Annotated in this window: 28 protein-coding genes and 1 pseudogene; 1 reads left to right on the top strand and 28 read right to left on the bottom strand. The window is 39.8% G+C overall.

The annotated features are described in order from the left end of the window. Positions 1-6 precede the first annotated feature (6 nt). The 9 genes and pseudogenes from mrdA to O3617_RS04990 form a co-directional block, all read right to left on the bottom strand. Complete coding sequence (gene mrdA / locus O3617_RS05030) at positions 7-1899, bottom strand: penicillin-binding protein 2 (protein ID WP_371449005.1); 1893 nt, start codon at positions 1897-1899, stop codon at positions 7-9. Between the two features lie 38 nt (positions 1900-1937). Continuing rightward, a complete protein-coding gene (gene mreD, locus O3617_RS05025; protein ID WP_371449003.1) occupies positions 1938-2429 on the bottom strand; it encodes a rod shape-determining protein MreD in 492 nt (163 codons plus the stop codon). Then, the gene (mreC, locus tag O3617_RS05020) at positions 2426-3343 is read right to left on the bottom strand and encodes a rod shape-determining protein MreC (protein WP_371449001.1); all 918 of its coding nucleotides are present in this window, start codon (positions 3341-3343) and stop codon (positions 2426-2428) included. The genes mreD and mreC overlap by 4 nt, the downstream gene beginning before the upstream one ends. Then, positions 3340-4377 carry a rod shape-determining protein gene (locus tag O3617_RS05015; RefSeq protein ID WP_371449000.1) on the bottom strand — a complete coding sequence of 346 codons (1038 nt, stop codon included), beginning with the start codon at positions 4375-4377 and terminating at the stop codon, positions 3340-3342. Before O3617_RS05015 ends, mreC begins: the two co-directional genes overlap by 4 nt. Before the next feature lie 44 nt (positions 4378-4421). Continuing rightward, positions 4422-5120 (bottom strand): annotated as a pseudogene (gene radC / locus O3617_RS05010) (DNA repair protein RadC). Between the two features lie 108 nt (positions 5121-5228). Next, on the bottom strand, positions 5229-5798 hold the full coding sequence (locus O3617_RS05005) for a nucleoside triphosphate pyrophosphatase (RefSeq protein ID WP_371448998.1): 570 nt from the start codon (positions 5796-5798) through the stop codon (positions 5229-5231). Beyond that, positions 5795-6412, bottom strand: a complete 618-nt coding sequence (locus tag O3617_RS05000; RefSeq protein ID WP_371448996.1) for a hypothetical protein — start codon at positions 6410-6412, stop codon at positions 5795-5797. Before O3617_RS05000 ends, O3617_RS05005 begins: the two co-directional genes overlap by 4 nt. Before the next feature lie 138 nt (positions 6413-6550). Beyond that, positions 6551-7756 carry an acetate/propionate family kinase gene (locus O3617_RS04995; protein ID WP_275249262.1) on the bottom strand — a complete coding sequence of 402 codons (1206 nt, stop codon included), beginning with the start codon at positions 7754-7756 and terminating at the stop codon, positions 6551-6553. 3 nt (positions 7757-7759) lie between these two features. Next, positions 7760-8323, bottom strand: coding sequence for a hypothetical protein (locus O3617_RS04990; protein ID WP_060807901.1), 564 nt, complete (start codon positions 8321-8323; stop codon positions 7760-7762). Positions 8324-8508: 185 nt separating this feature from the next. Here O3617_RS04990 and O3617_RS04985 point away from each other — a divergent pair, with 185 nt between their 5' ends. Continuing rightward, the gene (locus O3617_RS04985) at positions 8509-9714 is read left to right on the top strand and encodes a nucleotidyltransferase family protein (RefSeq protein ID WP_371448994.1); all 1206 of its coding nucleotides are present in this window, start codon (positions 8509-8511) and stop codon (positions 9712-9714) included. A 100-nt stretch (positions 9715-9814) separates the two neighbouring features. Here O3617_RS04985 and pyrR read toward each other — a convergent pair whose 3' ends face one another. The 19 genes from pyrR to O3617_RS04890 form a co-directional block, all read right to left on the bottom strand. Next, entirely contained in the window at positions 9815-10336 is a 522-nt protein-coding gene (gene pyrR, locus O3617_RS04980) for a bifunctional pyr operon transcriptional regulator/uracil phosphoribosyltransferase PyrR (RefSeq protein WP_371448992.1), read from the bottom strand. Positions 10337-10347: 11 nt separating this feature from the next. Continuing rightward, the gene (locus O3617_RS04975) at positions 10348-11265 is read right to left on the bottom strand and encodes an RluA family pseudouridine synthase (RefSeq protein ID WP_371448990.1); all 918 of its coding nucleotides are present in this window, start codon (positions 11263-11265) and stop codon (positions 10348-10350) included. Next, complete coding sequence (gene lspA / locus O3617_RS04970; RefSeq protein ID WP_371449070.1) at positions 11266-11724, bottom strand: signal peptidase II; 459 nt, start codon at positions 11722-11724, stop codon at positions 11266-11268. 91 nt (positions 11725-11815) lie between these two features. Continuing rightward, complete coding sequence (locus O3617_RS04965; protein WP_005386021.1) at positions 11816-11980, bottom strand: DUF362 domain-containing protein; 165 nt, start codon at positions 11978-11980, stop codon at positions 11816-11818. Positions 11981-12478: 498 nt separating this feature from the next. After that, positions 12479-12742: a SemiSWEET family transporter gene (locus O3617_RS04960; protein WP_004696474.1), complete on the bottom strand. Its 264-nt coding sequence runs from the start codon at positions 12740-12742 to the stop codon at positions 12479-12481. 239 nt (positions 12743-12981) lie between these two features. Then, positions 12982-14280 (bottom strand): SLC13 family permease, encoded by a 1299-nt coding sequence (locus O3617_RS04955; protein ID WP_118353671.1) that lies wholly within the window; start codon positions 14278-14280, stop codon positions 12982-12984. Between the two features lie 39 nt (positions 14281-14319). Next, on the bottom strand, positions 14320-14577 hold the full coding sequence (locus tag O3617_RS04950) for a hypothetical protein (protein ID WP_371448988.1): 258 nt from the start codon (positions 14575-14577) through the stop codon (positions 14320-14322). Positions 14578-14774: 197 nt separating this feature from the next. Continuing rightward, on the bottom strand, positions 14775-15896 hold the full coding sequence (locus O3617_RS04945) for a sodium ion-translocating decarboxylase subunit beta (protein WP_371448986.1): 1122 nt from the start codon (positions 15894-15896) through the stop codon (positions 14775-14777). 73 nt (positions 15897-15969) lie between these two features. Next, a complete protein-coding gene (locus tag O3617_RS04940) occupies positions 15970-16353 on the bottom strand; it encodes a biotin/lipoyl-containing protein (RefSeq protein ID WP_005377346.1) in 384 nt (127 codons plus the stop codon). A 98-nt stretch (positions 16354-16451) separates the two neighbouring features. Continuing rightward, complete coding sequence (locus O3617_RS04935; protein WP_287506037.1) at positions 16452-16619, bottom strand: hypothetical protein; 168 nt, start codon at positions 16617-16619, stop codon at positions 16452-16454. A 22-nt stretch (positions 16620-16641) separates the two neighbouring features. Beyond that, positions 16642-16986, bottom strand: coding sequence for an OadG family protein (locus tag O3617_RS04930; RefSeq protein WP_287506035.1), 345 nt, complete (start codon positions 16984-16986; stop codon positions 16642-16644). Positions 16987-17059: 73 nt separating this feature from the next. Beyond that, on the bottom strand, positions 17060-18589 hold the full coding sequence (locus O3617_RS04925) for a carboxyl transferase domain-containing protein (protein ID WP_205096844.1): 1530 nt from the start codon (positions 18587-18589) through the stop codon (positions 17060-17062). Positions 18590-18625: 36 nt separating this feature from the next. Then, positions 18626-19048, bottom strand: coding sequence for a methylmalonyl-CoA epimerase (gene mce, locus O3617_RS04920; protein WP_005377395.1), 423 nt, complete (start codon positions 19046-19048; stop codon positions 18626-18628). 51 nt (positions 19049-19099) lie between these two features. Then, positions 19100-20038 carry a methylmalonyl Co-A mutase-associated GTPase MeaB gene (gene meaB, locus O3617_RS04915; protein ID WP_287506062.1) on the bottom strand — a complete coding sequence of 313 codons (939 nt, stop codon included), beginning with the start codon at positions 20036-20038 and terminating at the stop codon, positions 19100-19102. A 78-nt stretch (positions 20039-20116) separates the two neighbouring features. Continuing rightward, positions 20117-20512 carry a cobalamin B12-binding domain-containing protein gene (locus O3617_RS04910; RefSeq protein ID WP_005377409.1) on the bottom strand — a complete coding sequence of 132 codons (396 nt, stop codon included), beginning with the start codon at positions 20510-20512 and terminating at the stop codon, positions 20117-20119. 27 nt (positions 20513-20539) lie between these two features. Further along, positions 20540-22186, bottom strand: coding sequence for a methylmalonyl-CoA mutase (locus O3617_RS04905; protein ID WP_118353668.1), 1647 nt, complete (start codon positions 22184-22186; stop codon positions 20540-20542). 28 nt (positions 22187-22214) lie between these two features. Continuing rightward, positions 22215-23717: an acetyl-CoA hydrolase/transferase family protein gene (locus O3617_RS04900; protein WP_005377419.1), complete on the bottom strand. Its 1503-nt coding sequence runs from the start codon at positions 23715-23717 to the stop codon at positions 22215-22217. A 368-nt stretch (positions 23718-24085) separates the two neighbouring features. After that, a complete protein-coding gene (locus O3617_RS04895) occupies positions 24086-25354 on the bottom strand; it encodes an O-antigen ligase family protein (RefSeq protein WP_371448984.1) in 1269 nt (422 codons plus the stop codon). Positions 25355-25363: 9 nt separating this feature from the next. Next, positions 25364-26671, bottom strand: coding sequence for a folylpolyglutamate synthase/dihydrofolate synthase family protein (locus tag O3617_RS04890; protein WP_371448983.1), 1308 nt, complete (start codon positions 26669-26671; stop codon positions 25364-25366). Between the last annotated feature and the right edge of the window lie 7 nt (positions 26672-26678).

Below are 26678 nucleotides of genomic sequence, written 5' to 3'. Positions count from 1 at the left end.
TCCTTCCTATTCCTTTACACTTGGTTTAATATCTTGTGTTCCTTTTTTTGTATTCGCTGATTTTCCATCAGTTGATTTTGTATCATTATTTTTTGAACTACTAGTAGGAACCTTAAAGTAAGCACTCAAAATATCACGCACAATAGGTCCTGCCGAACCAGCACCAAAACCGCCTTGTTCTACAAGAGCAACGACGACAATTTGAGGCTTATCATATGGTGCATATGCAACAAACCATCCATGGTCTCGACCATGTGCGTTTTCCGCAGTCCCTGTTTTACCTGCTACAGCCACAGGGAAGCCTTTAAATAATTCACCCGCTGTACCACCTTCGCTAGTTACATCGCGAAGGCCTTCTCGAATGAGGTCCATAATATTTTTGGGCACTGGAAGAACACCTAAGCTTTTAGGTCCAAAGATTTCGGCCGGTGTCCCGTCAGGATTATCGACGCGACTCACCACATATGGCTGATATCGAATACCACCATTGGCAACTTGACTAAGGAGTACAGCCATCTGTAATGGCGTTACCAAATGGAATGATTGTCCAATAGCCGCATCAAAGGTTTCACCTAAATACCAATCTTGATCAAACACTTTTCGCTTATACTCTGGACTTGCTACATTACCAGCAGCTTCACCAACAAGGTTAATTCCTGTTTTTTCACCTAAACCAAAGTAACGAGCATAAGTATCGATATTTTCAATACCTAATCGATTGCCCATTTCATAGAAATACACATTATCAGACTTAGCTAGGGCTCGATTGAAATTTAGCCACCCTAATGCTTCACCTTCTGCATTTCGCTTATCAATGAGCCAGTGTTTACCACTATCAAAGATCATTTCATCAGGAGATACCTTTTTTAAATCTAGTGCTGCTGTACCGGTTACAATCTTGAATGGTGATCCTGGAGGATATTCACCAGCAATCACCTTATTTTCAAATGGATGGCTCTTATCATTATTCAATTGATTCCATTGTGCCGATGTAATTCCCTTAGCAAACCAGTTAGGATTAAATTCTGGCGCACTAACCATGGCAAGGACAGCACCTGTATTAGGGTCTAATGCAACGACAGCCGCACCGGTTGCACCAGAACTACGTAACTGATCTAATTCTTTTTTTACCGCCTCTTCTGCAGCCTTTTGAATATTTACATCTATGGTAAGATGAATGTTTGAACCGGGAACCGTGTTCTTTCGATCCACTTCTGCTACAGGACGACCAGATGCATCAACCTCTAATTGCTTGCCCCCATCAACGCCACGCAATACCGAATCATAAAGCTTTTCAAGCCCTGCACGTCCCAATATAGAGCCGGCACCAACCGTCGTATTAGGGTCTTGCTCTTTAATTTCTGCTAGTTCGTCCTCACTAACTTCGCCTACATACCCAAACAACTGCGCAGCCATAGTTTCGTATGGATAATATCGCAATGGTTCTACGTCGATAGAGACACCAGGTAATTCATGGCGATGTTCTTCTATGCTTGTTACTACATCCATAGAAATATCATTAGCAATACGTATCGGTTCATAACCATGTTTATGATCATTTACCTTTTTTTGAATATCTTCTGGCTTTTTATGTAGCAATGTAGCTAGTTTAGCCAATTCATCATCATCTAATGGTTTTCCGTTAGGCATGATAGAAATAGTATAGGCAGGTCTAGATCCGACTAAAATTTGACCATTTCGATCATACATAACACCACGGGCAGCCGTCATCGGTACAATGCGCAACCGATTACCTTCTGCTTTCGCTTGATAATAACCGCCTTCTAATATTTGCATTGCAAACAAACGAAGGCCTAGGATAATGAAAATACCCATTACAATATAGAAAAGAACATCAAAACGGCTCGTTTTTTTTCTTTTATATAAACTTTCAAGCACCTATGATTCCCCTTATATGCTTTACTAAATCTGCAACACTACCAAATATAATCCTCTTTTTCTTCCATAAAGCCTATCAGTTTGTGTCCTATGCCACCTAATATGGCATTCCAAAATACAGTTGGCATAACCATATGGCCTATATAAGAAATAAATTGGATATCGCCACCACTCGCACTGATCATAATACATCGTACAATGCCATCTAAAATAGTACATACACCGATAATAGCACAGGACCAATACCAACGTTCTTCGTAAACACTACTTTTTACTAACGACAATAGATATACTACGACTAGGTATGGGAACAGATGTAACCCAAAGAAATTAGATATTAATATATCATGAATGGAGCCCCCCACTACGGCAGCTATGAGTCCCATTCTGCGTCCTTTAAAAATCGTAACCAATACAACGACTGTCAATATACAATTCGGTAGCCAATTCGTATGAAACAGGGCCGGTAATAATTGGGCTTGCATGAAATACAAGGCCCCACATATGAGAACTAATGCAATATATCTCATTGATTTACCGCTCCTTTAGCACCTTGAACTTGGTCACGCTGCGTTTGTGGCACCAATTTTGGTTCCAATTGAGCTTTATCTGGTGATTTCACCGTAGAAGCAGTAATGATAAATACCTCTTCAAGACGATTAAAGTCAACAGTTGGTTGAATGGCTGCATTTTTAACAAAACCTTCTGTATCATTGGTAATGCTCAACACATTGCCTACAAGTAATCCTTTTGGATAAATGCCACCATAACCAGATGTAATCAATTTATCTCCTACCAGAACATCACCATCTCGTGCAATATTAACCATCATCGGCTCATTAGGATGATTGCCATCCCCCTTCACCACACCAGCTAAGCGAGATTCTGGGCGTTGTACAATAACGCCAATGGCACTGCGTGGGTCCAAAATGGTTTGCACACGTGCAGAATTAGGATATACATCGGTAACAAACCCAACGACACCGCTTGGTACTACAACAGCCATATTGGGTTTGATTCCATCATTTTCACCACGGTCAATAGTAAATGTATTACTCCAAGTACCAAAATCTTTTGTAATAATGCCAGCCAATGTCATTGTTAATTCAGGATGAGACGACTTATAGTTAAGCATTTGACGAAGTCGAATATTTTCAGCTACCACTTCATCATGATTTGCTACTTTTTGCTGCAATTCTGCAATGGTATTATCTTTACTATCACTTTCAACCAAGCCCGATATAGCATTATCAATGATATGTATACCTGTTTGAATGGTTGAAAGCACACGAGCCGAACCATAGGTAAATGGTGTGGTTATCTTTTCCAAAGGTACGGTTACAAAGGGAATACTAGTACGTTGTTTCCAGGCAAAGCCCAACAGGGCCATGATAATACAGCCGAGGACAACAAATATTAATAATTTTCGATCTGACTGTATCATACATGTCCCCTTCTATCCTTTGAATTAATGATAAATCTAGCTAATTCTACAATTTGACCTGAACAACGATGAAGTCCTTGTACAACCTTTAGTTCAGGATCAGATGCTACGCGAACAGGCACCCCCATTTCGGTGCTAATACGCTCTGCTAAGCCCTGCAAACGTGCCATACCACCTGTTAAAACGATGCCGTGTTGCATAATATCAGCCACCAATTCAGGGGCCGTAACGCGAATCATTTGTTGGATAGCATCTAAAAAGTTCTCAAGTCGTCTATTTATCACTTCGTATATTTCAGATTGGTGAAGTACCGACCGTCGTACGATACCACTCGTCATATCGCGACCAGTAAAGGAAAATTCACAATCCTCTGCAGGAACAACAGCGGTGCCAACGGCATGTTTAATATCCGTCACAGTTTGCTCAGATACCATCAAACCAAAACACTGATTAATATATTGCATAATGGCGCGGTCTAAATCGCCACCACCAAAACGTATAGTCTTACTAATAACGGTACCACCTAATGAGAGAATCCCCATATCAGCAGTGCCTTCACCAATATCAATGACCATAGATCCACGGGCATCAAAAATAGGCAGACCAGATCCAATTGCGGCGGCTACAGGGCGTTCAATAAGGAATACCTCCCGCGCACCAGCTTGAATTACGGCATCCATCATGGCCCGTTGTTCTACATCGGTCATACCACAAGGTACGCCAACGAGTACACGGGATCTACGCAAGGTATTGGATACCTTGTGAAGAAAGTATTTCAACATGGTGTGCATTACGCGATAATCGACGATAAAACCATCCTGCAGAGGCGTCAATGACCGCCACATATCCGGTGCACGTCGTACAATGCGATCTGCTTCATCACCGACGGCGACAATTTTTTCTAACTTTGTATCTGTAGCCACAATGGATGGCTCACTCATCATCGTCTCTCGCGTGCCCCCCATGACACGGGTCATAGATGTACCAATATCGATACTTACGTCTTTTCCTAAAGACGGTAAAATGGAATTCATAATGCTAATCTCCTTCATTACATCATCATTCCATTTTACCATAACTAGCTTAATTTACCAATTTCACTTAGGCTCGTAAACTCGCCATCACCTATGACGATATGGTCTAATACTGGAATGCCCATAAACTGTCCCGCACTGACAAATAACTTGGTAACCCGTATGTCATCATCACTAGGCCTGCTATCTCCAGACGGATGATTATGAATCAAAATAATAGCAGCTGCATTACACGCAATGGCCTTTCTAAAAACTGCACGTTGCTCTACAAGGCTCGATGTGAGGCCTCCATTAGATATGGTCTCAATATGAATTAATTTATTGCGTGACGTCAACATGGCCGCTAGTACATGTTCCTCCGTTTCATGGCGCAACCGTTCCATCACATATTGGGCGATTACATAAGGTTGTGAAAAATCTTCGTACGTAGACGTAATTTTCAACTCTCCTAAACGCCTACCTAATTCTACGGCAGCACAAATCGTAACCGCTTTATCGACACCTACACCCTTAATTTTCACTAAATCATCAACGGTCATATGATTTAACCCGTGAATGCCATCGGTAAAAGAATCAATAATCGTATGGGCTAAATCAATGGATGACTACCCTTTTAATCCTGTTCGTAACAAAATAGCCAATAATTCTTCCATCGCCATTTGCTTAGGACCTAAAGCAACAAACTTTTCTCGTGGCCGTTGAAATGGCAACATATCTTTTACGCTGATAGTTCTGACTTGCATAGAATTTCTCCATTCTTACAGTACATTTACACAATCAGCCTCATATTTCTACGTTACATTACAATATACACGTACATTTAATCCAAATGCATTATTTAACGTTCACTCTTAGGACTTAACACCTAACGCTTTACACAGCTCTTCATATACATGCTCTACAGGCAAGCCTACAACATTTGTATAAGATCCTTCAATTTTATCAACCCACAAGGCACCCTTCCCTTGAATTCCATAGGCACCAGCCTTATCCATCGGTTCCATGGAATCAATATATGACTCGATTTCAAAATCCTGTAGCATTTTGAAATATACCTTTGTTTCATTGTGAAAGACGATTTCACGTCCCTTGATAAGTAAGGCTACGCCAGTAATAACAGAGTGAACCTGACCAGATAGCGTACGAAGCATTGAACGTGCTTCATCCTTGCTATGTGGTTTACCTAATATATTTCCATTATGTACAACAATTGTATCGGCACCCAATACAATGCCACCGTCTGGCACATCATTAGCACAACGCGCTTTACCAAGGGCCTGAGCTTTCACCATTTCAATAGGATCCGTAGTCACTACATTATCTTCCACATAGGAACTAGAGACAACGGTATGATCTATTCCCACCTGATGTAATAATTCTGTTCGTCTAGGAGATTGACTTGCTAAATATAATCCACTCATTCTTGTTCCTGTTCTTCTGCACTCTTAATTAGACTTTCATAATATTCTTTAACATCGATGCCCTGTTTTACCGCATCTGCACGCACCGTAGCGTAGAAAACGACATCTGCTTCTGGTACACGAACGCGGTTAGGAACAAACCGTTCCAATGTTTCATAGAATGCATCATCTGCTTTCAACATAACGCGACCATATTGAACCTTTTTTCCATTTGTAATGGAATACACCATAAACCAAATCGGTCTATCATCAGAGGTAGAGCATTTTCTATATTTATAACGATATCGTAAGTTCGTTAAAAAATCGCGATTATATGGATATATGCCATCAATATCATCATATTTTACAGAAAATGTACGATTTCTAAAAAAGGATATTTCTTTGATAATAAATTCAGAATCCGTCAATATATATGTATATCGGCTCACCGCTTGCTTAACAATGACAATGAGCGCCATTATTTCTATAAAATATTCTGAAATCAATATATGGCCCACTGCAATACTCCTATAGGTGGTGAAAGCCATAGCACCAATCAACAAAATAACAAATACCAGTACTAATAACTCTGCACTACGAGTGCGTTGAGACTGTTCGCTATATAAAATATTCATACGTAACCCCTTTCAAAATGACTCTGCATACTATTTATTATATAGGATTCAGGTCTGAAAAACTACAAAAACCCCGCCTATATCTCAGATATAAGCGAGGTTTGTATGTAATAGTTAAACAACCATTAATGGATTATACTATTTTTTCAAAGCGCTTGTAATACGTTGAGTATCACGAGCAATCATGATTTCTTCGTTTGTAGGGATTACGAAGATTTTTACTTTAGAACCTTCAGCACTGATTTCTTGTTCTTTACCGCGAACATTGTTGCGTTCTGCATCGATACGAGTACCTAAGTATTCCAAACCATTGCAGATAGCATCGCGGTTACCGATACCATTTTCACCGATACCAGCTGTGAAGATGATAGCATCAACACCGCCCATAACAGCAGCAAACGCACCGATTACACGACGAACTTTGTAGTGGAACATGTTAAGAGCCAATTTAGCGCGTTTGTTACCATTAGCAGCAGCTTCTTCGATTACGCGGAAGTCATTGGACACACCGGAAATACCAAGTACGCCGGATTCTTTGTTCATAACACGGTCGATTTCTTCATAGGACATGCCTGTTTTGTCCATCAAGAATGGAACGATAGCAGGGTCGATATCACCAGTACGAGTACCCATAATCAAACCGGACAATGGAGTGAAGCCCATTGTAGTATCGATGGAACGACCACCTTTGATAGCGGATACAGAAGAACCATTACCCAAGTGACATGTGATGATACGAAGATCAGACATATGTTTACCCATCAATTCTGCGCAACGTTGTGCTACATATTTGTGGGATGTACCATGGAAGCCATAACGACGAATGCCATAATCTTCATAGTAAGAGTAAGGAAGCGCATACATGTAAGCTTCTTTAGGCATTGTTTGGTGGAATGCAGTATCGAATACAGCAACTTGTGGTACGTTTGGCATGATAGCTTGGCAAGCTTCGATACCTTGAATATTTGGTGGGTTATGCAATGGAGCAAGGGATGCACATTCTTCCAAAGCTTCCATTACTGCAGGTGTAATCAATACGGAATCAGCGAATTTTTCACCACCATGTACTACACGGTGACCTACTGCATCGATTTCATCCATAGATTTGATAACACCAAATTCAGGATCAACTAAGATGTCGAGCAAGATGCGTAATGCTTCTTTGTGATTCAAAATTGGTTCAACGCGTTCTAATTTGTCTGCGTTTGGACGTTTATGAGTGAAGATAGCGTCTTGATCACCAATCTTTTCAAATAAACCTTTCGCCAATTCAGTTTCGTTTGTCATATCAAGTAATTGATATTTCAAGGAAGAACTACCGCAGTTAACTACTAATACGTTCATTGATTAACCCTCTTTCTTTTGCGTAACGTAAATCTTATCTTTAATTTGTTTGCTGATATCAGCGCCTATTTGATCATCCGTAGGATATCTATAGGTTATATTCCACAATACGCCCTTATCCATAAAGACATATTGAGAGAAACTAGTTTTAATTTTGTTAACGTAAAAATCACCAGTAATAAGTTGTGCTTGCACCCCATTCAAATCGATGGATTCCACATTAACAGTAGCACCCAATTTTGCATATTCAGATTTCTTTTGATCCACAAACTGTGCAACCGTTGGCAACGCTTTATTCGGTGCCGGTTGACGGGCCTCTACAGAAATCAACATATGTTGGCTTAGGCTACCATACGCATCCATAGGATATCCATCGACACTCGTCGTTTCTGATGTTTTCCCCATTTCATATGGCAAGGCTACAGTCACTTCCGATTGACCGGAACGAATGACTTGATTACCAAAGCTATATATATCCATCACATTATTAGATCCACATCCGGCTAAAGCCAATAAGGATGTACCTAACACGATGGTCTGTAACGCTCGTTTCCACTGTACTTTCATCAAATCACCTCACGTCAAATCAGAATTCACAGATAATTATACCATTACACCGCGTCCCATTCTAGTACTTTCACAAGAAATTCTATAATTCCAATAAAAATCCGATTATACGATGATGTAACACATTATATAAATTTTCGATTTATTATATAATAATAGAAATAAGATTTATGAAAGGAACTCTGATGAAATCAATCGGCATTATTTGCGAATACAATCCATTTCACAACGGTCACGCCTACCAATTACATACCTTACGTGCTGAATATCCAGATACAGTACTTATTGCCATTATGAGTGGTTCCTTTGTACAACGCGGTGAACCTGCATATTTTAGCAAATTCGACCGTGCCCGCTGGGCTATTTATGGCGGTGCCGACATCGTCATCGAATTACCTACAGTCTATGCTCTAGGCAGTGCAGAACTATTTTGTACCGGTGCGGTGCGCCTTATGAAAGCTCTACATATTCATAGCATTTCCTTTGGTTCTGAACTCGATGATAATGCCATATTGCATACAGCCGCTGAATTTCTAAATACGCCGCAAGGACAAGATGCCATTCAACACCATATAAAAACCGGTGTTTCTTATGGTACGGCATTACGCCAAGTGATTGCTAAGTATGTACCAAATGGAGAACTCATTAACAATGCGCCAAACTCACTACTAGGCCTTGAGTATATTCGCGCGGCCCAACGGTATTTTACTAATCTTATGGTCGTTCCCATTACTAGACAGTCATCACATCATAGTCCTAACCTTTCTCAAGGACAAGATTTTCCTTCTGGAACCGCATTACGTAAAGCACTCGTAGAAGGTACAACAATCGATGCCTATGTACCACAAACAATCATAGAAGACATGCACAAGGTCATAGCACAGGGAGCCTATGTAGACTACGAAAGATACAACGATATCCTGCATGGCATCAATCGTTTACTTTCAATTGAAGAATTACAAACATATGGAGATTTTACGGAAGGCATTGAGCATCGTTGGCACAAAGCTATGCAGCAAGTAAACTGGACGGACGCACAAGAAGAGATAAAGACAAAACGCTATACCTATGCAAGACTACGCCGCATGGCAGCCTATACCGCGCTACAAATCACTAAGCCAATATTACAAGAAGCTCATATACTAGGGCCTCAATACGCGCGATTATTAGCATTTAATCAGCGCGGTCGCACGTGGTTAAAGCACAATACACCGAGCATTCCACTTATTCAAAAATGGGCCAAAGCATCAACAATGATTTCCGATTTTGGTCGCCGAATGATGGAAATTGATACGAAGGCTACTGATCTACAGGCTTATAGTTTTAAATCCCCTATGGCGCGTACAGGACACGAAGATTTTCGCTACTCCCCACAATATATTAAAATATAGGTTATGACAATATAGTCTTAACATATTATATATTCCCCTACAAAAAAGACTCGACCATGTGCGTCGAGTCTTTTCATATGCAATTTGTTATATCTACCTATTATTGTTCGATAGTTACGCCATCACAGCCATCTAATTCTTGAACTTGTACGCGCACCTTCTCCAAATGAGACGTAGGAATATTTTTCCCCACATAATCAGCGCGTATAGGCAATTCACGATGGCCTCTATCAACTAGAACAGCTAATTGAATAGATTTAGGACGACCAGATGTCATGAGAGCATTTAGAGCAGCACGAATGGTACGACCTGTATAAAGAACATCATCTACGAGAATAATGGTTTTCTCTGTTGTATCAATAGAACAAGGTTCCCCTTCCTTAGGCCGCGTATCCCGATCGTCACGATACATGGCTACATTTAAAGGTTCACATGCAATATGAATGCCTTCAATGGCTTCGATTTCACCTTGTAACCGTTTAGCCAGCATAACGCCACGCCGTTCAATACCGACGATTACTGCATTTGAAAGTCCTTTATTACGTTCTAATATTTCATGACCAATACGTCTAATAGCACGTTTAATGGCATCTCCATCCATCAAAATACGCTTTGTTTCCATAGTCTTATCCCTTATCTGCGTTCTCTATATTCTTTAGCAAAGGCGATACAATTTTGAAAATCCTCCGGTACAGGTGCCTCAAAATGCATAGGTTCACCTGTAATTGGATGCACCACATCTAATGTATGAGAATGAAGTGCTTGTCCCTCTATAGGAAAGTCCATGCGTCGATATCCATAAAAAGGATCGTTAACAACAGGATGTCCGATATGCGCAAAGTGAACGCGAATTTGATGAGTACGTCCCGTTTCTAATACACATTCTACTAATGTATGATATCCATAACGTTCTAACACTCTAAAATGCGTCACTGCATCCTTACTGTTTTCAAAGACAACGGCCATTTTCATGCGGTCTTTAGGATGTCTTCCGATAGGAGCCTTAATAACCCCCTTCTCTTCTACAATATTCCCTTGAACGAGCGCTAAATACGTACGTTTTGCACTATGAGCTTTCACCTGTTCAGCCAAGCCAATATGAGCTGCATCATTTTTAGCAGCCATCATGACACCAGATGTATCCTTATCTAAACGATGAACGATACCAGGGCGAATTTCACCATTGATACCAGACAAATCCTTACAATGGTACAGTAAAGCATTTACAAGCGTGCCTGAGTAATTGCCAATTGCAGGATGCACAACCATGCCACGAGGCTTGTTGACGATAGTAATATCGTGATCTTCATAAAGATATTCAACAGGAATATCCTCTGGTAAAATTTCTACCGATTCTGGTTCTGGAATATCTACAGAAATAGTGCTATCTGCATTAAGGCGTAAGTTAGCCTTACCAACCTTGCCGTTTACCAAAACATGACCAGATTTGATAAGACTCTGGATATAGCTACGAGAACCTTCCATCACATCCGTCAGAAATACATCAAGACGCTTTCCCTCTTGTTCAAAAGATACTTTATATTCGTTCATCTATTTCTCCTCATGTTCAGATGTTAGTAAATAATATATGACACATACAACGCCTACACATATACCAATATCTGCAATATTAAAAATAGGCCAAATTCTAAAATCAAAAAAATCTACTACCCCATGTAGTACATATCGATCTATGCCATTACCTATAGCTCCAGAAATCAACAATGCAGTTCCTACACGTAACGATACTGAACCATTATTAACACGCTTACGATAGAAGCCATATACGATAATTAATACAAAAGCGACAGCTAGAAAAAACCATCGTTGATTCGACAACATACCGAAGGCTGCGCCGCGATTAATAATATACGTAAGATGGAATACATTGTGAATAACCGGTAGTGATTCACCAAGAGCAAAATGGTTCATCACATAATATTTAGAAGCTTGATCAAGTACAAGCCAAATAATCGCAATTAAATAAAACAAGTTATACTCCCTTTTAATAATATATATCTTAATATTCCTATTATACTAAGTTACATGATTTTAGGCAAAATAAAAAAGCCCCTCAACGAGGGGCATATTTTATTTGTGATTATTCTGCAGAAATTACAGATACTGGGCAAACGGATTCGCAAGAACCGCAGTCGATACAAGTATCGTTGATTTCGTATTTAGTTTCGCCTTCAGAAATAGCAGAAACTGGGCAAACAGATGCGCAAGAACCACATTTAATGCAACCATCAGCAATAACTCTCATGATAAACCTCCATAGGAACATTATAAAAGAAAACTTATTATTATCATTTAAAAAGGCACTTGCCTTAACTTCTGTTCTCATTATCACACAATAATTATTGAAAGTCAAACGAAAATGATAAAAAACTATATATATTTTTGCATACCATTTTTTCATTTTTATCATACAAGACCTATATTTACATGTATTTTGATATTACTTTTCATTTAATTAATTGAATATGATACTCAATAAATGAGAACGCTGTAATTATCAATTTTATAAAACCCTAATCATCATAATAGGAATTTAATTATCAATATTTATTATCATAAAAACTATTTTTTTATTACAACAGATTTAATGCTTATCAATATTTTAATTTAACATATAAACTTCACTCTTTTAAAAAAGGCCGAATCATACGATTCGACCTCATTTATATTTATATAGTAAAGGAATATCTTTACTATTATTCACTATATAACAATAATACTATTTATTTTCTTCTTATAGCACTTAGAAAGATGTTAAGAATGTTAGTGTACCTAAAATAACGCCTGCAAGGTTTGGTACGATTAAAATATAATCACGTTTAGGTGATTTTGTCCAACCATATAATACCCAGATCAAACAGGATACTGCTGCAAATAATGGTTGCCATGGTTGACTAGGTTGACCATGAAGATTAGCAATTATTTGTGGGATATAGGCTAAAAATACAAATACACCAATAAATGCACCAATAGAACCAACTAACATGTTAAATCTTTCTTTTGTCATAGATGACCTCCTTATTCAACATTACATTATTATATCTTACACAATATACTATATCATATTTTTTTCGATGTAGTCAATTGTGTAAAATTAATCATGCAAATTAGTTTAATTCATATTGCTTTTGATTACACTTATATGTAATCTATATTAAAATCATATAGGCTAAAATCATAAAAAAAGAGGCCGAATCTTACGATTCGACCTCGTGTGTGCTTTATAGTAGAGTAACCTATTCCCTATTATTTACCAGGGAAGAATGGCCATACCATTGGGATAATAATTAAGCTTACTACGAAGCAAACTAAAATCAATGGAACGCCGGCTTTTACATAATCAGTAAATTTGTATTGACCAGGGCCAAGTACTAATGTATTTGGAGGTGTACCTACTGGTGTACCGAATGCACAAGATGCAGCAACGCCGATAGCCATCAATACAGCATGAGGATCAGCATGCATACCTTGAGCAATGGAGATACCGATAGGAGCCAACAATGCGCAAGATGCTGTGTTAGACATAAATTGAGTCATTACACAAGACAAAATGAACAATACTGCTGTTGCAAAGTAAGGGCTAGGGTCGGAACCCATAATACCGATAACTGCATTAGCAATCATTTTACCAGCACCAGATTGATCTAGTGCAGTGGCAACTGGCATCATACCTGCAAATAAGAAGATTGTAACCCAGTCAATGGATGTATAAGCTTGTTTTTCGTTCAAGCAACCAGTCAATACGCAAAGCATTGCGCCAATAACGGCAACCATGCTCAATGGTAAATTGATACCAACGCCTTTTAAGGTATCGCCTAAAATCATAGCGATGATTACGCCTAAAAGAATAAGACCAGAGTATAATTGTTTCTTTGGATCATTAGAGATATCTTCAGCTGCAACTTCTTGTTCAACGTCACCAGCATCTTGAATTTCATGTTTAGGAAGCAAATGCTTACCAATTAACATCATGAAAATGATAGTAGCGATAGTCAAAGGAATACCAATCCATGCAAATTCGAAGAAACCAAATGGTTGTTCACCAAATTTAGTCAATGTACCACTTACAATGATGTTTGGTGGTGTACCAACCATTGTAATGATACCGCCGATACCAGCAGCAAATGCTAATGGCATCAATTGGCGAGATGCAGGAATCTTAGCAACGGAACAGATACCAACAACTACAGGTAATAACGCAGCTGTTGTACCAGTGTTAGATAAGAATGCGGACATAGTAGCGGTAACAAGCATGATGGCAAGCATCAAACCGTTTTCACTAGTGCCTGCATGAGAAACTACGGTTTCACCAATCTTTTGAGCTAAACCTGTGTAGAATAACGCAGCACCAACAACAAACATGCCGGCGAACAACACAACTGTACTATCAGATAAACCAGAGAATACAACCTTAGGAGTAATAATCCCCATAAGGCCAAGGGCAATTGCACCGCCTAAAGAAGTGATAGCTAAAGGAATAATTTCCGTAACGAATAAAACAGCCATGACTGCAAGGACGATTAAGGTTTGTTCTGCAGCACCCATACATCATCATCTCCCTTCAGAGAAATGCACTGATTGTAGTTATATGAGGTATAAAACATAGCCTACGACACTAATGGCGCAAGCCATTAAAAATGTAACCCCATATCCCTCTATAGTTTTGGGATAACCAAAAAGTAATGCTTCTCCTAGAAATCCTCGGCGATTAAACCAAGAATATTTAGTTCTTCTTTGGAACCATTGTGATTTGCGTTCAACACCAATAATCAGTGCAGTAACTAAAAAAACAATAAATGCCCATACGAAACAAATCAGTATTTTTAATTCAATTGATAACAAGACGACCACCTCTACTATATAGAAAGCACTAGAAGGTTATTTAGTGAAATTCTTGCTCATCACATAATGACCGATCTGACAAAGCATTTATTGCTAATATACCCCTTTTCTGCATGTTTACATACGATACAGGGGATTTTTTATTCACCAATAGGTGTACCTAAAATGGCACACCTTGGTGAATAATTATTAAACTATTAGTGGCTAGACAACATAGCAAGCATTGTACCTGCTGCTACTGCTGTACCAATAACGCCAGCTACGTTTGGACCCATGGCATGCATGAGCAAGAAGTTTGCTGGGTTAGCTTTAGCACCTACTACTTGGGATACACGAGCCGCCATTGGAACCGCAGATACACCAGCGGAACCAATAAGTGGATTTGTTTTACCACCATCGACTAAGTTCATTAATTTACCAAATAATACGCCACCAGCTGTACCACCGATGAATGCAACCAAACCTAAGCAGATGATAAGGAGTGTTTGCACGCTTAAGAAGTGTTCCGCACTCATTGTTAAACCAGTACCAGTTGCTAAGAAGATAGTAACGGTATTAATCAACGCATTTTGAGATGTATCGGACAAACGATCAGTTACGCCGGATTCACGGAACAAGTTACCTAACATCAACATACCTAAAAGGGATGTAATGGAAGGAAGCAATAAGGAAATGAAGATTGTTGCAACGATTGGGAATACGATTTTTTCAAAACGTGTAACTTCACGCAATTGTTCCATCACAATTTCACGTTCTTTTTGCGTAGTGAATAATTTCATTACAGGTGGTTGAATCAACGGTACCAAGGACATATAAGAATATGCGGCAACCGCGATAGCACCTAATAAATGAGGAGCTAGTTTAGTAGCTAAGTAGATAGATGTAGGACCGTCTGCACCACCGATGATACCGATAGCTGCAGCTTCTTGAGCTGTAAAACCGAGCATCATAGCGCCACCTAACGCAACGAATACACCGATTTGTGCAGCAGCACCTAAAAGCAATGTTTTAGGGTTCGCAATGAGTGGACCAAAGTCAGTCATTGCACCTACACCAAGGAAAATTAAAGGTGGGAAGATTTCTTGAGAGATACCTGCACTAATAAGCGCCATTACGCCTTCTTCGAAGCCGTTACGCGGAATATTAGCAAGTACACAACCAAACGCAATCGGACCCAACAATAATGGTTCAAACTCTCTAGCAAATGCTAAATACAATAGGATCAAACCTACAAGAATCATAATAGCATTGCCTGTTGTAAATGCGAGGAACCCGCTATCAGTTATAACAGATTGAATCGCAACAGCAAAAGCCTCCATATGCGTTCCCCTTTCACAAATATAAAATTGTTATATGACGCGGCGCAGCCGCGCCATAAGACAACACTTGGTATTAGCCAAGAACAACCATATCATCGCCAGTGGATACAGTTTGGTTAGCAGCTACGCGAACTTCTGCAACTACAGCATCATGAGGAGCTGCGATTTCGTTTTGCATTTTCATAGCTTCAAGAATCAACAAAGTTTCGCCTTTTTTAACTGCTTGGCCAGCGGATACTGCTACAGATAGGATTTTACCAGGCATTGGAGCTTTTACAGTTTCAGCACCTGCTGGAACTGGAGCTGCTGCTGCAGCTGGAGCTGGAGCTGGTGCAGGAGCCGCTTTAGGAGCTGCTGCTGGAGCTGCTTTAGGAGCTGCTGCAGGAGCTGCAGCTTTTACTTCATTAACTTCTACATCATATGCTGTGCCATTTACTGTAACGTTGAATTTTTTCATCTTAAATTCCTCCAAAATGTGTATATCTTACACAATAATTAAAATTCATTTACACATATAGTTCTGATAATCCTATCGATTATCTAAAAGCGTTAATCTTATCGATTACCGCGTAAGCGACCTTCCATTTTCCAATTGTAGCTTACGATTGGACGGATATGCGCGATTTGATCAGCGGAATAACCCATTGCCGCTAATGCGCCAACGATAACTGCAATTACATCTTGAGATGGCGCTTTACCGTTAGCTTTTGTAGCATTGTTCATGACAAATGCCTCCTAAAAAATATTAATTTCTACCGCTTAAACGACCTTCCATGCGCCATTTAGCACTGGTTGCTGTAGGTCGAATAGATGCAATTTGTTCAGATGAGTACCCCATCGCCACAATGGCACCCACGATAGCTGCTACTACTTCATCCTCATTTTGAGCAGATGCACTTGGTGTAGCCACTGGAGTAGCTGCAGGAGCTGCAACAGGAGCACTTGCAGGTGCTTCTTTTTTCTTTTTCGTAGGGTCAATCAAATGAACGATTGTCATCAAAATGCCTAAAAGAATCAACACAACAAATACAACTGTCATATTAATGGCCATGATTAACCAGGGATTGGTAGTAACTGCTTGTCCTTCCATAATCATTCCCCTTTCTAAAAAATAAGTAAAGAAAGGTATCTCCCAAATTCGATGATATGATTACCGAATCGAATTATAATGGAATATTACCATGTTTCTTTGGAGCACGGTTTTCACGTTTACTTGCAAGCATAGCCAACGCATTGATAACAGCTGGACGAGTTTGTTTTGGTTCGATTACAACATCTACGAAGCCACGTTCTGCAGCTTTGTAAGGAGTTGCAAACTCTTCTACGTATTTAGCTGTTTTAGCGTCTTTATCTTCGTCTTTTTTGAAGATAATGTTAGCTGCACCAGCAGGACCCATTACAGCGATTTCGGATGTAGGCCAAGCGTAAACTTGATCGGCGCCCAAATCTTGGGAACACATAGCAAGGTAGGAACCACCGTATGCTTTACGAGTGATAACAGTAATTTTTGGTACTGTTGCTTCAGAGTAAGCATACAACATTTTAGCACCATGACGAATGATACCGCCCCATTCTTGATTTGTGCCAGGCAAGAAACCAGGAACGTCAACGAAGTTAACGATTGGAATATTGAAAGCATCACAGAAACGGATAAAACGGGAAGATTTGTCGGATGCGTTGATGTCCAAGCAACCAGCCATTACTTTAGGTTGGTTAGCAATGATACCAACAGATTGACCATCAAAACGTGCAAAGCATGTAATGATGTTTGTAGCATAGAATGGTTGTACTTCATAGTATTCACCATTATCTACAGTAGCTGCGATAACATCTTTCATGTCGTATGGCATGTTGCTGTTATCAGGTAACAAGCTGTTTAAGCCTTCGTCTTCACGAGTTGGGTCATCACCTGTATCTACCAATGGAGCATCTTCCATGTTGTTAGAAGGTAAGAAACCTAACAAGTAGCGGATTTGAGCGATGCAATCATCTTCATCTTCAGCTGCGAAGTGAGCAACACCGGACACAGAGTTGTGAGCCATTGCGCCACCAAGATCTTCAGCTGTTACTTCTTCACCAGTTACAGATTTAATAACTGCAGGACCAGTGATGAACATTTGAGATGTGTTTTTAACCATGTAAATGAAGTCAGTCAATGCTGGAGAATATACAGCACCGCCTGCACATGGTCCCATGATTACGGAAATTTGTGGAATAACGCCAGATGCATTTGTATTTTCGAAGAAAATTTTACCGTAACCAGCAAGAGCATCTACAGCTTCTTGAATACGAGCCCCGCCGGAATCATTGATACCAACGATAGGAGCACCCATTTTCATTGCTAAACGTTGTACTTTAACGATTTTAGCAGCGTGCATTTCACCAAGAGAACCACCTTCTACAGTGAAGTCTTGTGCGAATGCATATACCAAACGACCATCGATAGTACCGTAACCAGTTACTACGCCTTCGCCTGGTAATTCTTTTTTGTCTTGACCGAAGTTAACACAACGATGTTTAACGAATTGATCAAGTTCAACAAAAGAGTTGTCATCGAATAATTTAGCCAAACGTTCACGAGCAGTCATTTTACCTTGAGAATGTTGTTTCTCAACGCGTTTTTCACCGCCACCAGCTTTAACTTTAGCTAGTTTTTCGTGCAACAACTCAATTTTTTCTTGCACTGTTTGCATGTCAGCACCTCCATAAAAACTTGTTACAATAATATTTTATTTCATTCGTTGGCAAAGTTCAAGTAATACGCCACCTGTAGCTTTAGGATGAACGAATGCAATAGAGGAACCGCCAGCACCATAACGAGGTTTTTCGTCAATCATACGAATACCTTTCGCCATAAGATCAGCAATAGCATTTTCAATATTATCTACGCGCAAAGCAACGTGTTGGATACCATCACGACCGCCATTTTTTTCGATAAATTTACCGATAGGGCCATCAGGTGTAGTAGTTTCCAAGAATTCTAATTCAGCATCACCGCATGGGAAGAAGGATACTTTTACTTTTTGTTCTTCTACTACTTCATCTTCAGGAAGATGTTGAATACCTAAAGCATTTTTGTAAAATTCTTTAGTTGCTGCTAAATCATTAACACCAATACCGATGTGATCCACTTGTAATACTTTAAAAGCCATTTCGATTATCTCCTTTATAAGGCTAAATCTCTAATGCTATGTAGTCGCCGTCTACTTTAGCACGTTATTAATTACGCCGTTAACAACTGTATATGGATCGTTTTCACGTTCATTGACAGCTGCCACTTGGCTATTAAATTCGTCGCTTGTAATGATTTTATCAGCTACATAGCGACCAATTTGTTCATTAATCATTGCGATGATTTCATCGCGGGTACGTTCTGCCCGACGAGATTCCAATTCACCGGAATCTTCAAGATACTCAAAATGTTCATCTAAGGCTTCGATAAGTTCATCTACGCCTTGGTCTTTACTAGCAATTGTACGCTTAATTGGTGGGCGCCATTTTACTTCACGAGAATCAAGGTCAAGCATCATTTCAATTTCTACATTCAAACGATCGCAACCATCTCGGTCAGCTTTATTGATAGCAAATACATCGCCGATTTCAAGAATACCCGCCTTAATAGCTTGGATATCATCACCGAGACCAGGAACGAGCACAACCAATGTAGTATCCGCATTTTTTACGATATCTACTTCGGATTGACCTACACCTACTGTTTCAATGATAATCAAATCCATGCCAAAGGCATCCATTAATTTTACAACGTCTGCAGTCTTTTTGGATAAACCACCAAGACTACCACGCGTCCCCATGCTTCGAATGAATACATTTTCATTTAATGTCAAATCATTCATTCTAATACGGTCCCCCAATATAGCACCACCAGAGAATGGGCTAGTTGGGTCGATGGCAACGATGCCGATTTTTTTACCTTGATCAAGATAATGTTTAACAACCTTATCTGTCAAAGTACTTTTACCTGCACCAGGGGCACCAGTTATACCGAGAATACGGGCATTACCCGTTTTAGGGTAAATAGCCTTCATAATATCGATGGCATTTTCATACTCGTTTTCTACAGCAGTGATGGACCGTGCTAAGGCTAGTCTTGAGCCTTCAAAGAGGCCTTTAACTAAATCCATTCGCCTCACCACCTATCTTTGAATATGGGAATAGAGGGGAGCCAACTATTCAGTTGTGCCCCTCTCTTGCCCAATTAATTATTTTACGTTTTCCTTGATGAAGTTAACGATATCACCAGTTGGAGTACCAGGTGTGAATACAGCTGCTACGCCAGCTTTTTTCAAGCCAGGGATATCAGCATCAGGAATAACGCCGCCGCCGATTACAAGAACATCGCCCATGCCTTTTTCTTTCAAAAGTTCAACAATTTTAGGAAACAATGTGTTGTGAGCGCCAGAAAGAAGGGATAATGCAACTACATTAACGTCTTCAGAAAGTGCTGCTTCTACGATTTGTTCTGGAGTTTGACGAAGACCTGTGTAGATTACTTCGAAACCAGCATCGCGAAGTGCGCGTGCTACAACTTTTGCACCACGGTCATGACCATCAAGACCTGGTTTTGCTACGATTACTCTAATACGTTTTTCTGCCATGATAATTACCTCCGAAATTAGCCGATATTATAATGTGGAATGAGCTTGGTATTCACCGAATACTTCGCGCAATACATTACAAATTTCACCCAAAGTAGCATATGTTTTAACTGCTGCAAGAATTAATGGCATCAAGTTAACGTTTTCGTCAGCTGCGCCAGCTTTCAAATCAGCTAAAGCTTTGTCAACTGCTGCTTGATCGCGGTTAGCGCGAACTGCTTGAGTTTTCTTAGCTTGGTTAACACCAACGGAAGCATCTACGCGAAGCAAGTCTTTTGGAGCTTCTTCTTCAACTTGGAATTTGTTTACGCCAACGATTGTGCGCAAGCCAGATTCAACTTCCATTTGCCATTTGTAAGCGGATTCTTGAATTTCTTTTTGGATGTAGCCTTTTTCGATTGCTACTACAGCGCCGCCCATTTCATCAATTTTCTTGATGTAAGCCATAGCTTCGTCATAGATAGCGTTAGTCATAGCTTCTACATAGTAGGAACCGCCCAATGGGTCAACTACGTCAGCCAAACCAGATTCGTAAGCCACGATTTGTTGTGTACGAAGAGCTACTTGTACAGATGCTTCTGTAGGAAGAGCCAAAGCTTCGTCACGGGAGTTTGTATGTAAGGATTGAGTACCGCCCATTACAGCAGCTGCAGTTTGAAGAGCAACACGAACGATGTTGTTATCAACTTGTTGTGCAGTCAACATGGAACCAGCTGTTTGAGTATGTACACGAAGCATCATGGATTTTGGTTTTTTAGCACCAAAACGTTCTTTCATGATTGTTGCCCATAAACGACGGGATGCGCGGAATTTAGCAACTTCTTCAAGTACATTATTATGAGCATTCCAGAAGAAGGAAAGACGACCAGCGAATGTATCAACATCAAGACCAGCTTTCAAAGCTGCTTCTACGTATGCGATACCATCAGCAATTGTAAATGCGATTTCTTGTGCTGCTGTGGAACCTGCTTCACGGATATGGTAACCGGAGATGGAAATTGTATTCCATTTTGGAACGTATTGAGAGCAATATTCAAAGATATTAGTGATCAAACGCATAGATGGTTTTGGAGGGAAAATGTAAGTACCACGAGCTGCGTATTCTTTCAAAATATCATTTTGAATTGTACCTTTCAATTCTGTGGAAGGTACGCCTTGTTTTTCAGCTACTGCGATATACATTGCCAACAAAACGGATGCTGGAGCGTTGATTGTCATGGAAGTGGATACTTTGCCAAGGTCGATGCCATCGAACAAGATTTCCATATCTGCCAAGGAGTCAATCGCTACACCTACTTTACCAACTTCGCCTTCAGCCATAACGTCATCAGAGTCATAACCGATTTGTGTAGGTAAGTCGAATGCACAGGAAAGACCAGTTGCACCGGATTCGATAAGGTAACGGTAACGTTTGTTAGATTCTTCAGCTGTCGCGAAACCAGCATACATACGCATAGTCCAGAAACGACCACGGTACATTGTAGGTTGTACGCCACGAGTATATGGATATTCACCAGGCATACCCAAATCACGTTCATAATCAAAACCTTCAATATCAACTGGTGTATACACGCGGTTGTATTTCAAGTTTTGACGTTCTGGAGTTTTTACACACTTTTCGTCACAAAGTTTATTGTACTCAGCAATTTGGGCTTTAAGGTTTTCGTAAGCCATGTTTTCATCATCCTCCTAAAAAAACAGGTTATTTTTTCATGCTTCCAGTTTCTGTGAAGCGTTTATGCCAAGAAAGAGCTTCGTCGAGCAACATTGGTGTATGGGCATTCTTAGTTGCAGCGAGTGCTTTTTCGAGGTATTCAGTTAACATTGGTTTGTAGTCTGGGTGAGCACATTTTTCAATGATCAAACGAGCTCTTTCCACTGGGCTCAAACCACGACAGTCAGCAACACCTTGTTCTGTACAGAAAATCATAGTGTCATGTTCTGGGTGATCCACATGAGATACATATGGAACGATAGAACTGATGTCGCCACCTTTTGCAACGGAATTAGTACAGAAAATAGTGAGATATGCACTACGTGCAAAGTCACCAGATCCGCCAATACCGTTCATCATTTTGCTACCCATAATATGAGTAGAGTTTACATTGCCAAAAATATCAAATTCGATAGCGGTATTCATGGCAATGACACCAATACGGCGAGCAATACCAGGGTTGTTGGAAATTTCTTGTGGACGAAGAATAATCTTTTTACGATATTCATCGATGTTATTATAGAAACGTTTCAACCCATCTGGAGAAGGACTTAATGCAGTACCGGAACATACAGTTACTTTACCTGCATCGATTAAGTCAAACATACCATCTTGGATTACTTCTGTATAAATGGACAAATCTTTGAATGGGCCTTGAGCCAATCCGCTGATTACTGCATTTGCTACAGAACCTACGCCAGATTGCAATGGAAGCAAGTTTTCAGGTAAACGACCTTCACCGATTTCTTGTTCAAAGAATTTGATAAGGTGTTGACTCATTGCTTTTGCATCATCATCGATAGGTGCCAAAGGTCTTGTAGTATCAGGAACATCACAAGGAACTACTGCAATGATTTTGTCTGGGTCACAAGGAATTGCATCAGTACCAATACGATCACCAGCATGTTCCAATGGAATTGGTTTGCGATATGGTGGATCAAGTGGTTCGTAGATATCATGCATACCAACCAAAGATAATGGTTGAGATACGTTTACTTCTACGATAACTTTTTTAGCTTGGCTAACAAATGTTGGAGAGTTACCAACAGATGTTGTAGGTACTAAAGAGCCATCTTCATTGATTTGACAAACTTCTACGATAGCTACGTCTAAATCACCAAAGAAACCATAGCGTACATTTTGCGCCATTGTACTTAAGTGCATATCAACGTATTTGATGTCGCCGCTATTTAAAGCTTTGCGTGTATCCCCATTTGTTTGATAAGGGAAACGACGGTTAATACCATGTGCACGTGTTAATGCACCGTCAGCTTCATCACCTACAGAAGCACCTGTCCATAAATCAATTTTGAATGGTTCTTTTTCCATTCGTTCAGCCAAAGCCAATGGTACAGCTTTTGCATAACCAGATGGAGTAAAGCCAGAAATACCAACTTTATCATTGTGGTTAATCATTTGAGCTGCTTCATAAGCTGTGACAATTTTGCCTTGGAGGGCCGCATTTTTAACGCGATCTTTGATGTCTATCATCGTACCATCTCCTTAAAATCACCTTGTTAAACGACAGTTGATCAATCTCTTGGTCTAAACCGTTCCTTAAACCAATTTCATCGTATGCTTTTAGAATAGCATTGTCAACTTATATGCATAAAATGTATTTTTTGTCACACATTTATGGGGTATTATGACTAAAAGTCATCAATTTTCTATTTTTTGGATAAATTAAATTCACATCGTTATAACTCTCAGGAATTATTGCTGTAATTTTATAATTCCATATATATAGATATAAAAGAGTGAATCGAAGAATCTCTATACATTATATAGATTCTCTTCAATTCACTCTTTTCTTTTGATAGTATACCAATGGCAATAATTTCGATTTTTTTCGATGCGTTTTAATTATGATTGATTTCAGCCTGATTTTGTTGAACTTTCACAAAAGCACCTACCCACCCTAGCAATAACCAGAATGTAATCGTTACTTGGTGACTATATAATTCAAAATCGGACAAACCACTCACAAGGACACCGACTGCTAAAGCACCAACACCGATGGAAGCCGCTTTGCGGAATACATCACCTTTTAAACGTATGGAGGTAATCACATGACCTAATAATACAGTTATAAAAGAGATAAGCCCCGGTATACCGATTTCAGCCAACATATTAAGATATAAATTATGGGCATGATACATTAATATATTAGGGCCCTGAATGTAATAGTTATACTCTGGATATACTAAGTAAAATGTATTCCATCCAATCCCCCATACAGGATTTTCACGAACGATGTACATCGTGCTATCCCACAAGGCCCATCGTAAATCCGCCGATGTATCATGGCCTTGGAATATAGACCAAAGTCGAGTCGCAATTTCCCCATCATAACAATACAGAATGATTGGGATTGCTAACAGAGATAATAATAAGCGACGTTCTACAAAAATACCCCAGTAAATAATCATGGCACCAAAACTGATCCATATGCCACGTGAATACGTTAATAGCATGGTAACAAAAAGTATTAATGCTATGGGAATCATCATGTAGATTTGTTTCTTATATTCGTCCGATAAGATTTTATCGGATAAGCCCTTCCAGTAAACCAATAGATAACTAATGCTAACGCTGAGAATCATCAACAAGTAAGCACCCAATAGATTGGGATTCGTCAATGTTGACGACATGCGTCGCATCAATTTTGGAAATTGAATGGCATCAACCCATTCCTTAATATGATGATTAGGAATAAAAATATATTCATAAGCACCTATACAACAAACGAGAATCGCCGTTCCCAATGTACATTGAAGAAAATAACGCCACTGTTTTGGCGTACTAATATAGGTACGTACTAAATAATAGATACCGCCACCGGCCACAATCTGATAAAACCAACTTGTCAAAGCCCATTGCGCATTATCGGAAAGGGCAGCTGATACGCCCGTCCAAAGGACGAAAAACATAACAGTCCAAGACAACCAGCCCGTAGGTAAGCTAAGACTACGACTTCGTATTAAATCGACAATGGCAAGCCCAACGGCCAGCCACAAAAGCACATCCCCTACCATCGGTTGTAGAGGCATGGCGATAGCCACGCCATAAATGAGTCGTTCAATATAAAACTTCAACTTTGTTTCCGTTGGAAATAATGAGTGATCCATAATGATTACCTAGTGGCTCATACGGTTTTGTAACCAACCGCGAGCTTCGCCAAGAATATATAATGATCCACACACAACAATGATATCTCCATCTTGTGTCGATTGTAATGCTAAATCAAGAGCATTGCTCACAGAATCCTCTGTTTGTGCCACTACCCCTTTCACACATTGCCGAACGGTTTCTACCAATTTCTCTGGCACCTCTGTACGTGGTGTTGGTGCAGCCACTGCAATGACTGTATCTTTTGGTTTTACAACTTCGTGAATAATACCCATTTCATCCTTATCTGACAAAATAGCCATCACCATTGTTTTTGGCGTATCTCCAAATAATTCATGGTAAGTCATACCGAAAGATTCTGCGCCGGCTGCATTGTGGGCACCATCAAATATAAATGTCCGATCCAAAGCTTTTTTAATCTCAAAACGACCAGCCCAAGTAGCACGGGCAAAGCCTTCACGCATTGTTTCTTCACTAATAGCATCATCATGTTCCATAACTAGGCGTACAGCTTGTAATGCACAAGCCAAATTGACAGATTGATGAATCCCAGCCATCGTTGTAAATAACATAGCAGGCGGTGCACCAATAGCACTGACCGTAATCAATTGCCCACCAGGCACTACACTACGGCTATCGATACCAAACTTTTTGTTAAACACATATAATGGTGCATGTTTTTCTTCAGCTGTCTCTTCAATGACCTTTAATGGTCCTTCTTGAGCCGCTGTTACAACAGGAATACCTTCTTTTATAATGCCTGCCTTATGCTTGGCAATCTCTTCCACCGTATTGCCACAATACGCTTGGTGATCAAGGGTAACATTAGTAATAACGGAAACCACTGGTGTCACAACATTCGTTGAATCCAGTAATCCCCCCAAGCCAGCTTCTACAACAGCATAGTCTACACCTTGTTCTTTAAAGAATAGGAATGCTGCGGCCGTTAGAATTTCAAATTGTGTAGGTGGCTCTACCCCATCAGCAATGATCTTATCTACGCCTTGTCGAACACAATCGATCAAACTGCCAAAAGCGTCTTTGCTAATTTGAACATCATTAATTTCTATACGCTCCGTATAAGATTCAAGGTGAGGCGATGTAAATCGCCCCACCCGTAATCCACTGGTAAATAGAGCATACGAAATATAGGTTGTTACAGAACCTTTGCCATTTGTACCCGTAACATGAATGATTTTATAATCTCGTTCAGGATTCCCCAACGCTTGCAATAATGCACGAATACGCTCTAACCCAGGTTTTATGCCAAAGGATGAGGTATCTTCTAAATACGTTAAGGCTTCTTCGTATGTCATATAAACC

This window comes from Veillonella sp. 27098_8_77 (assembly GCF_041431535.1).
Taxonomy (GTDB): Bacteria; Bacillota; Negativicutes; order Veillonellales; family Veillonellaceae; genus Veillonella.
This window is presented reverse-complemented; position numbering and strand designations above follow the sequence as displayed.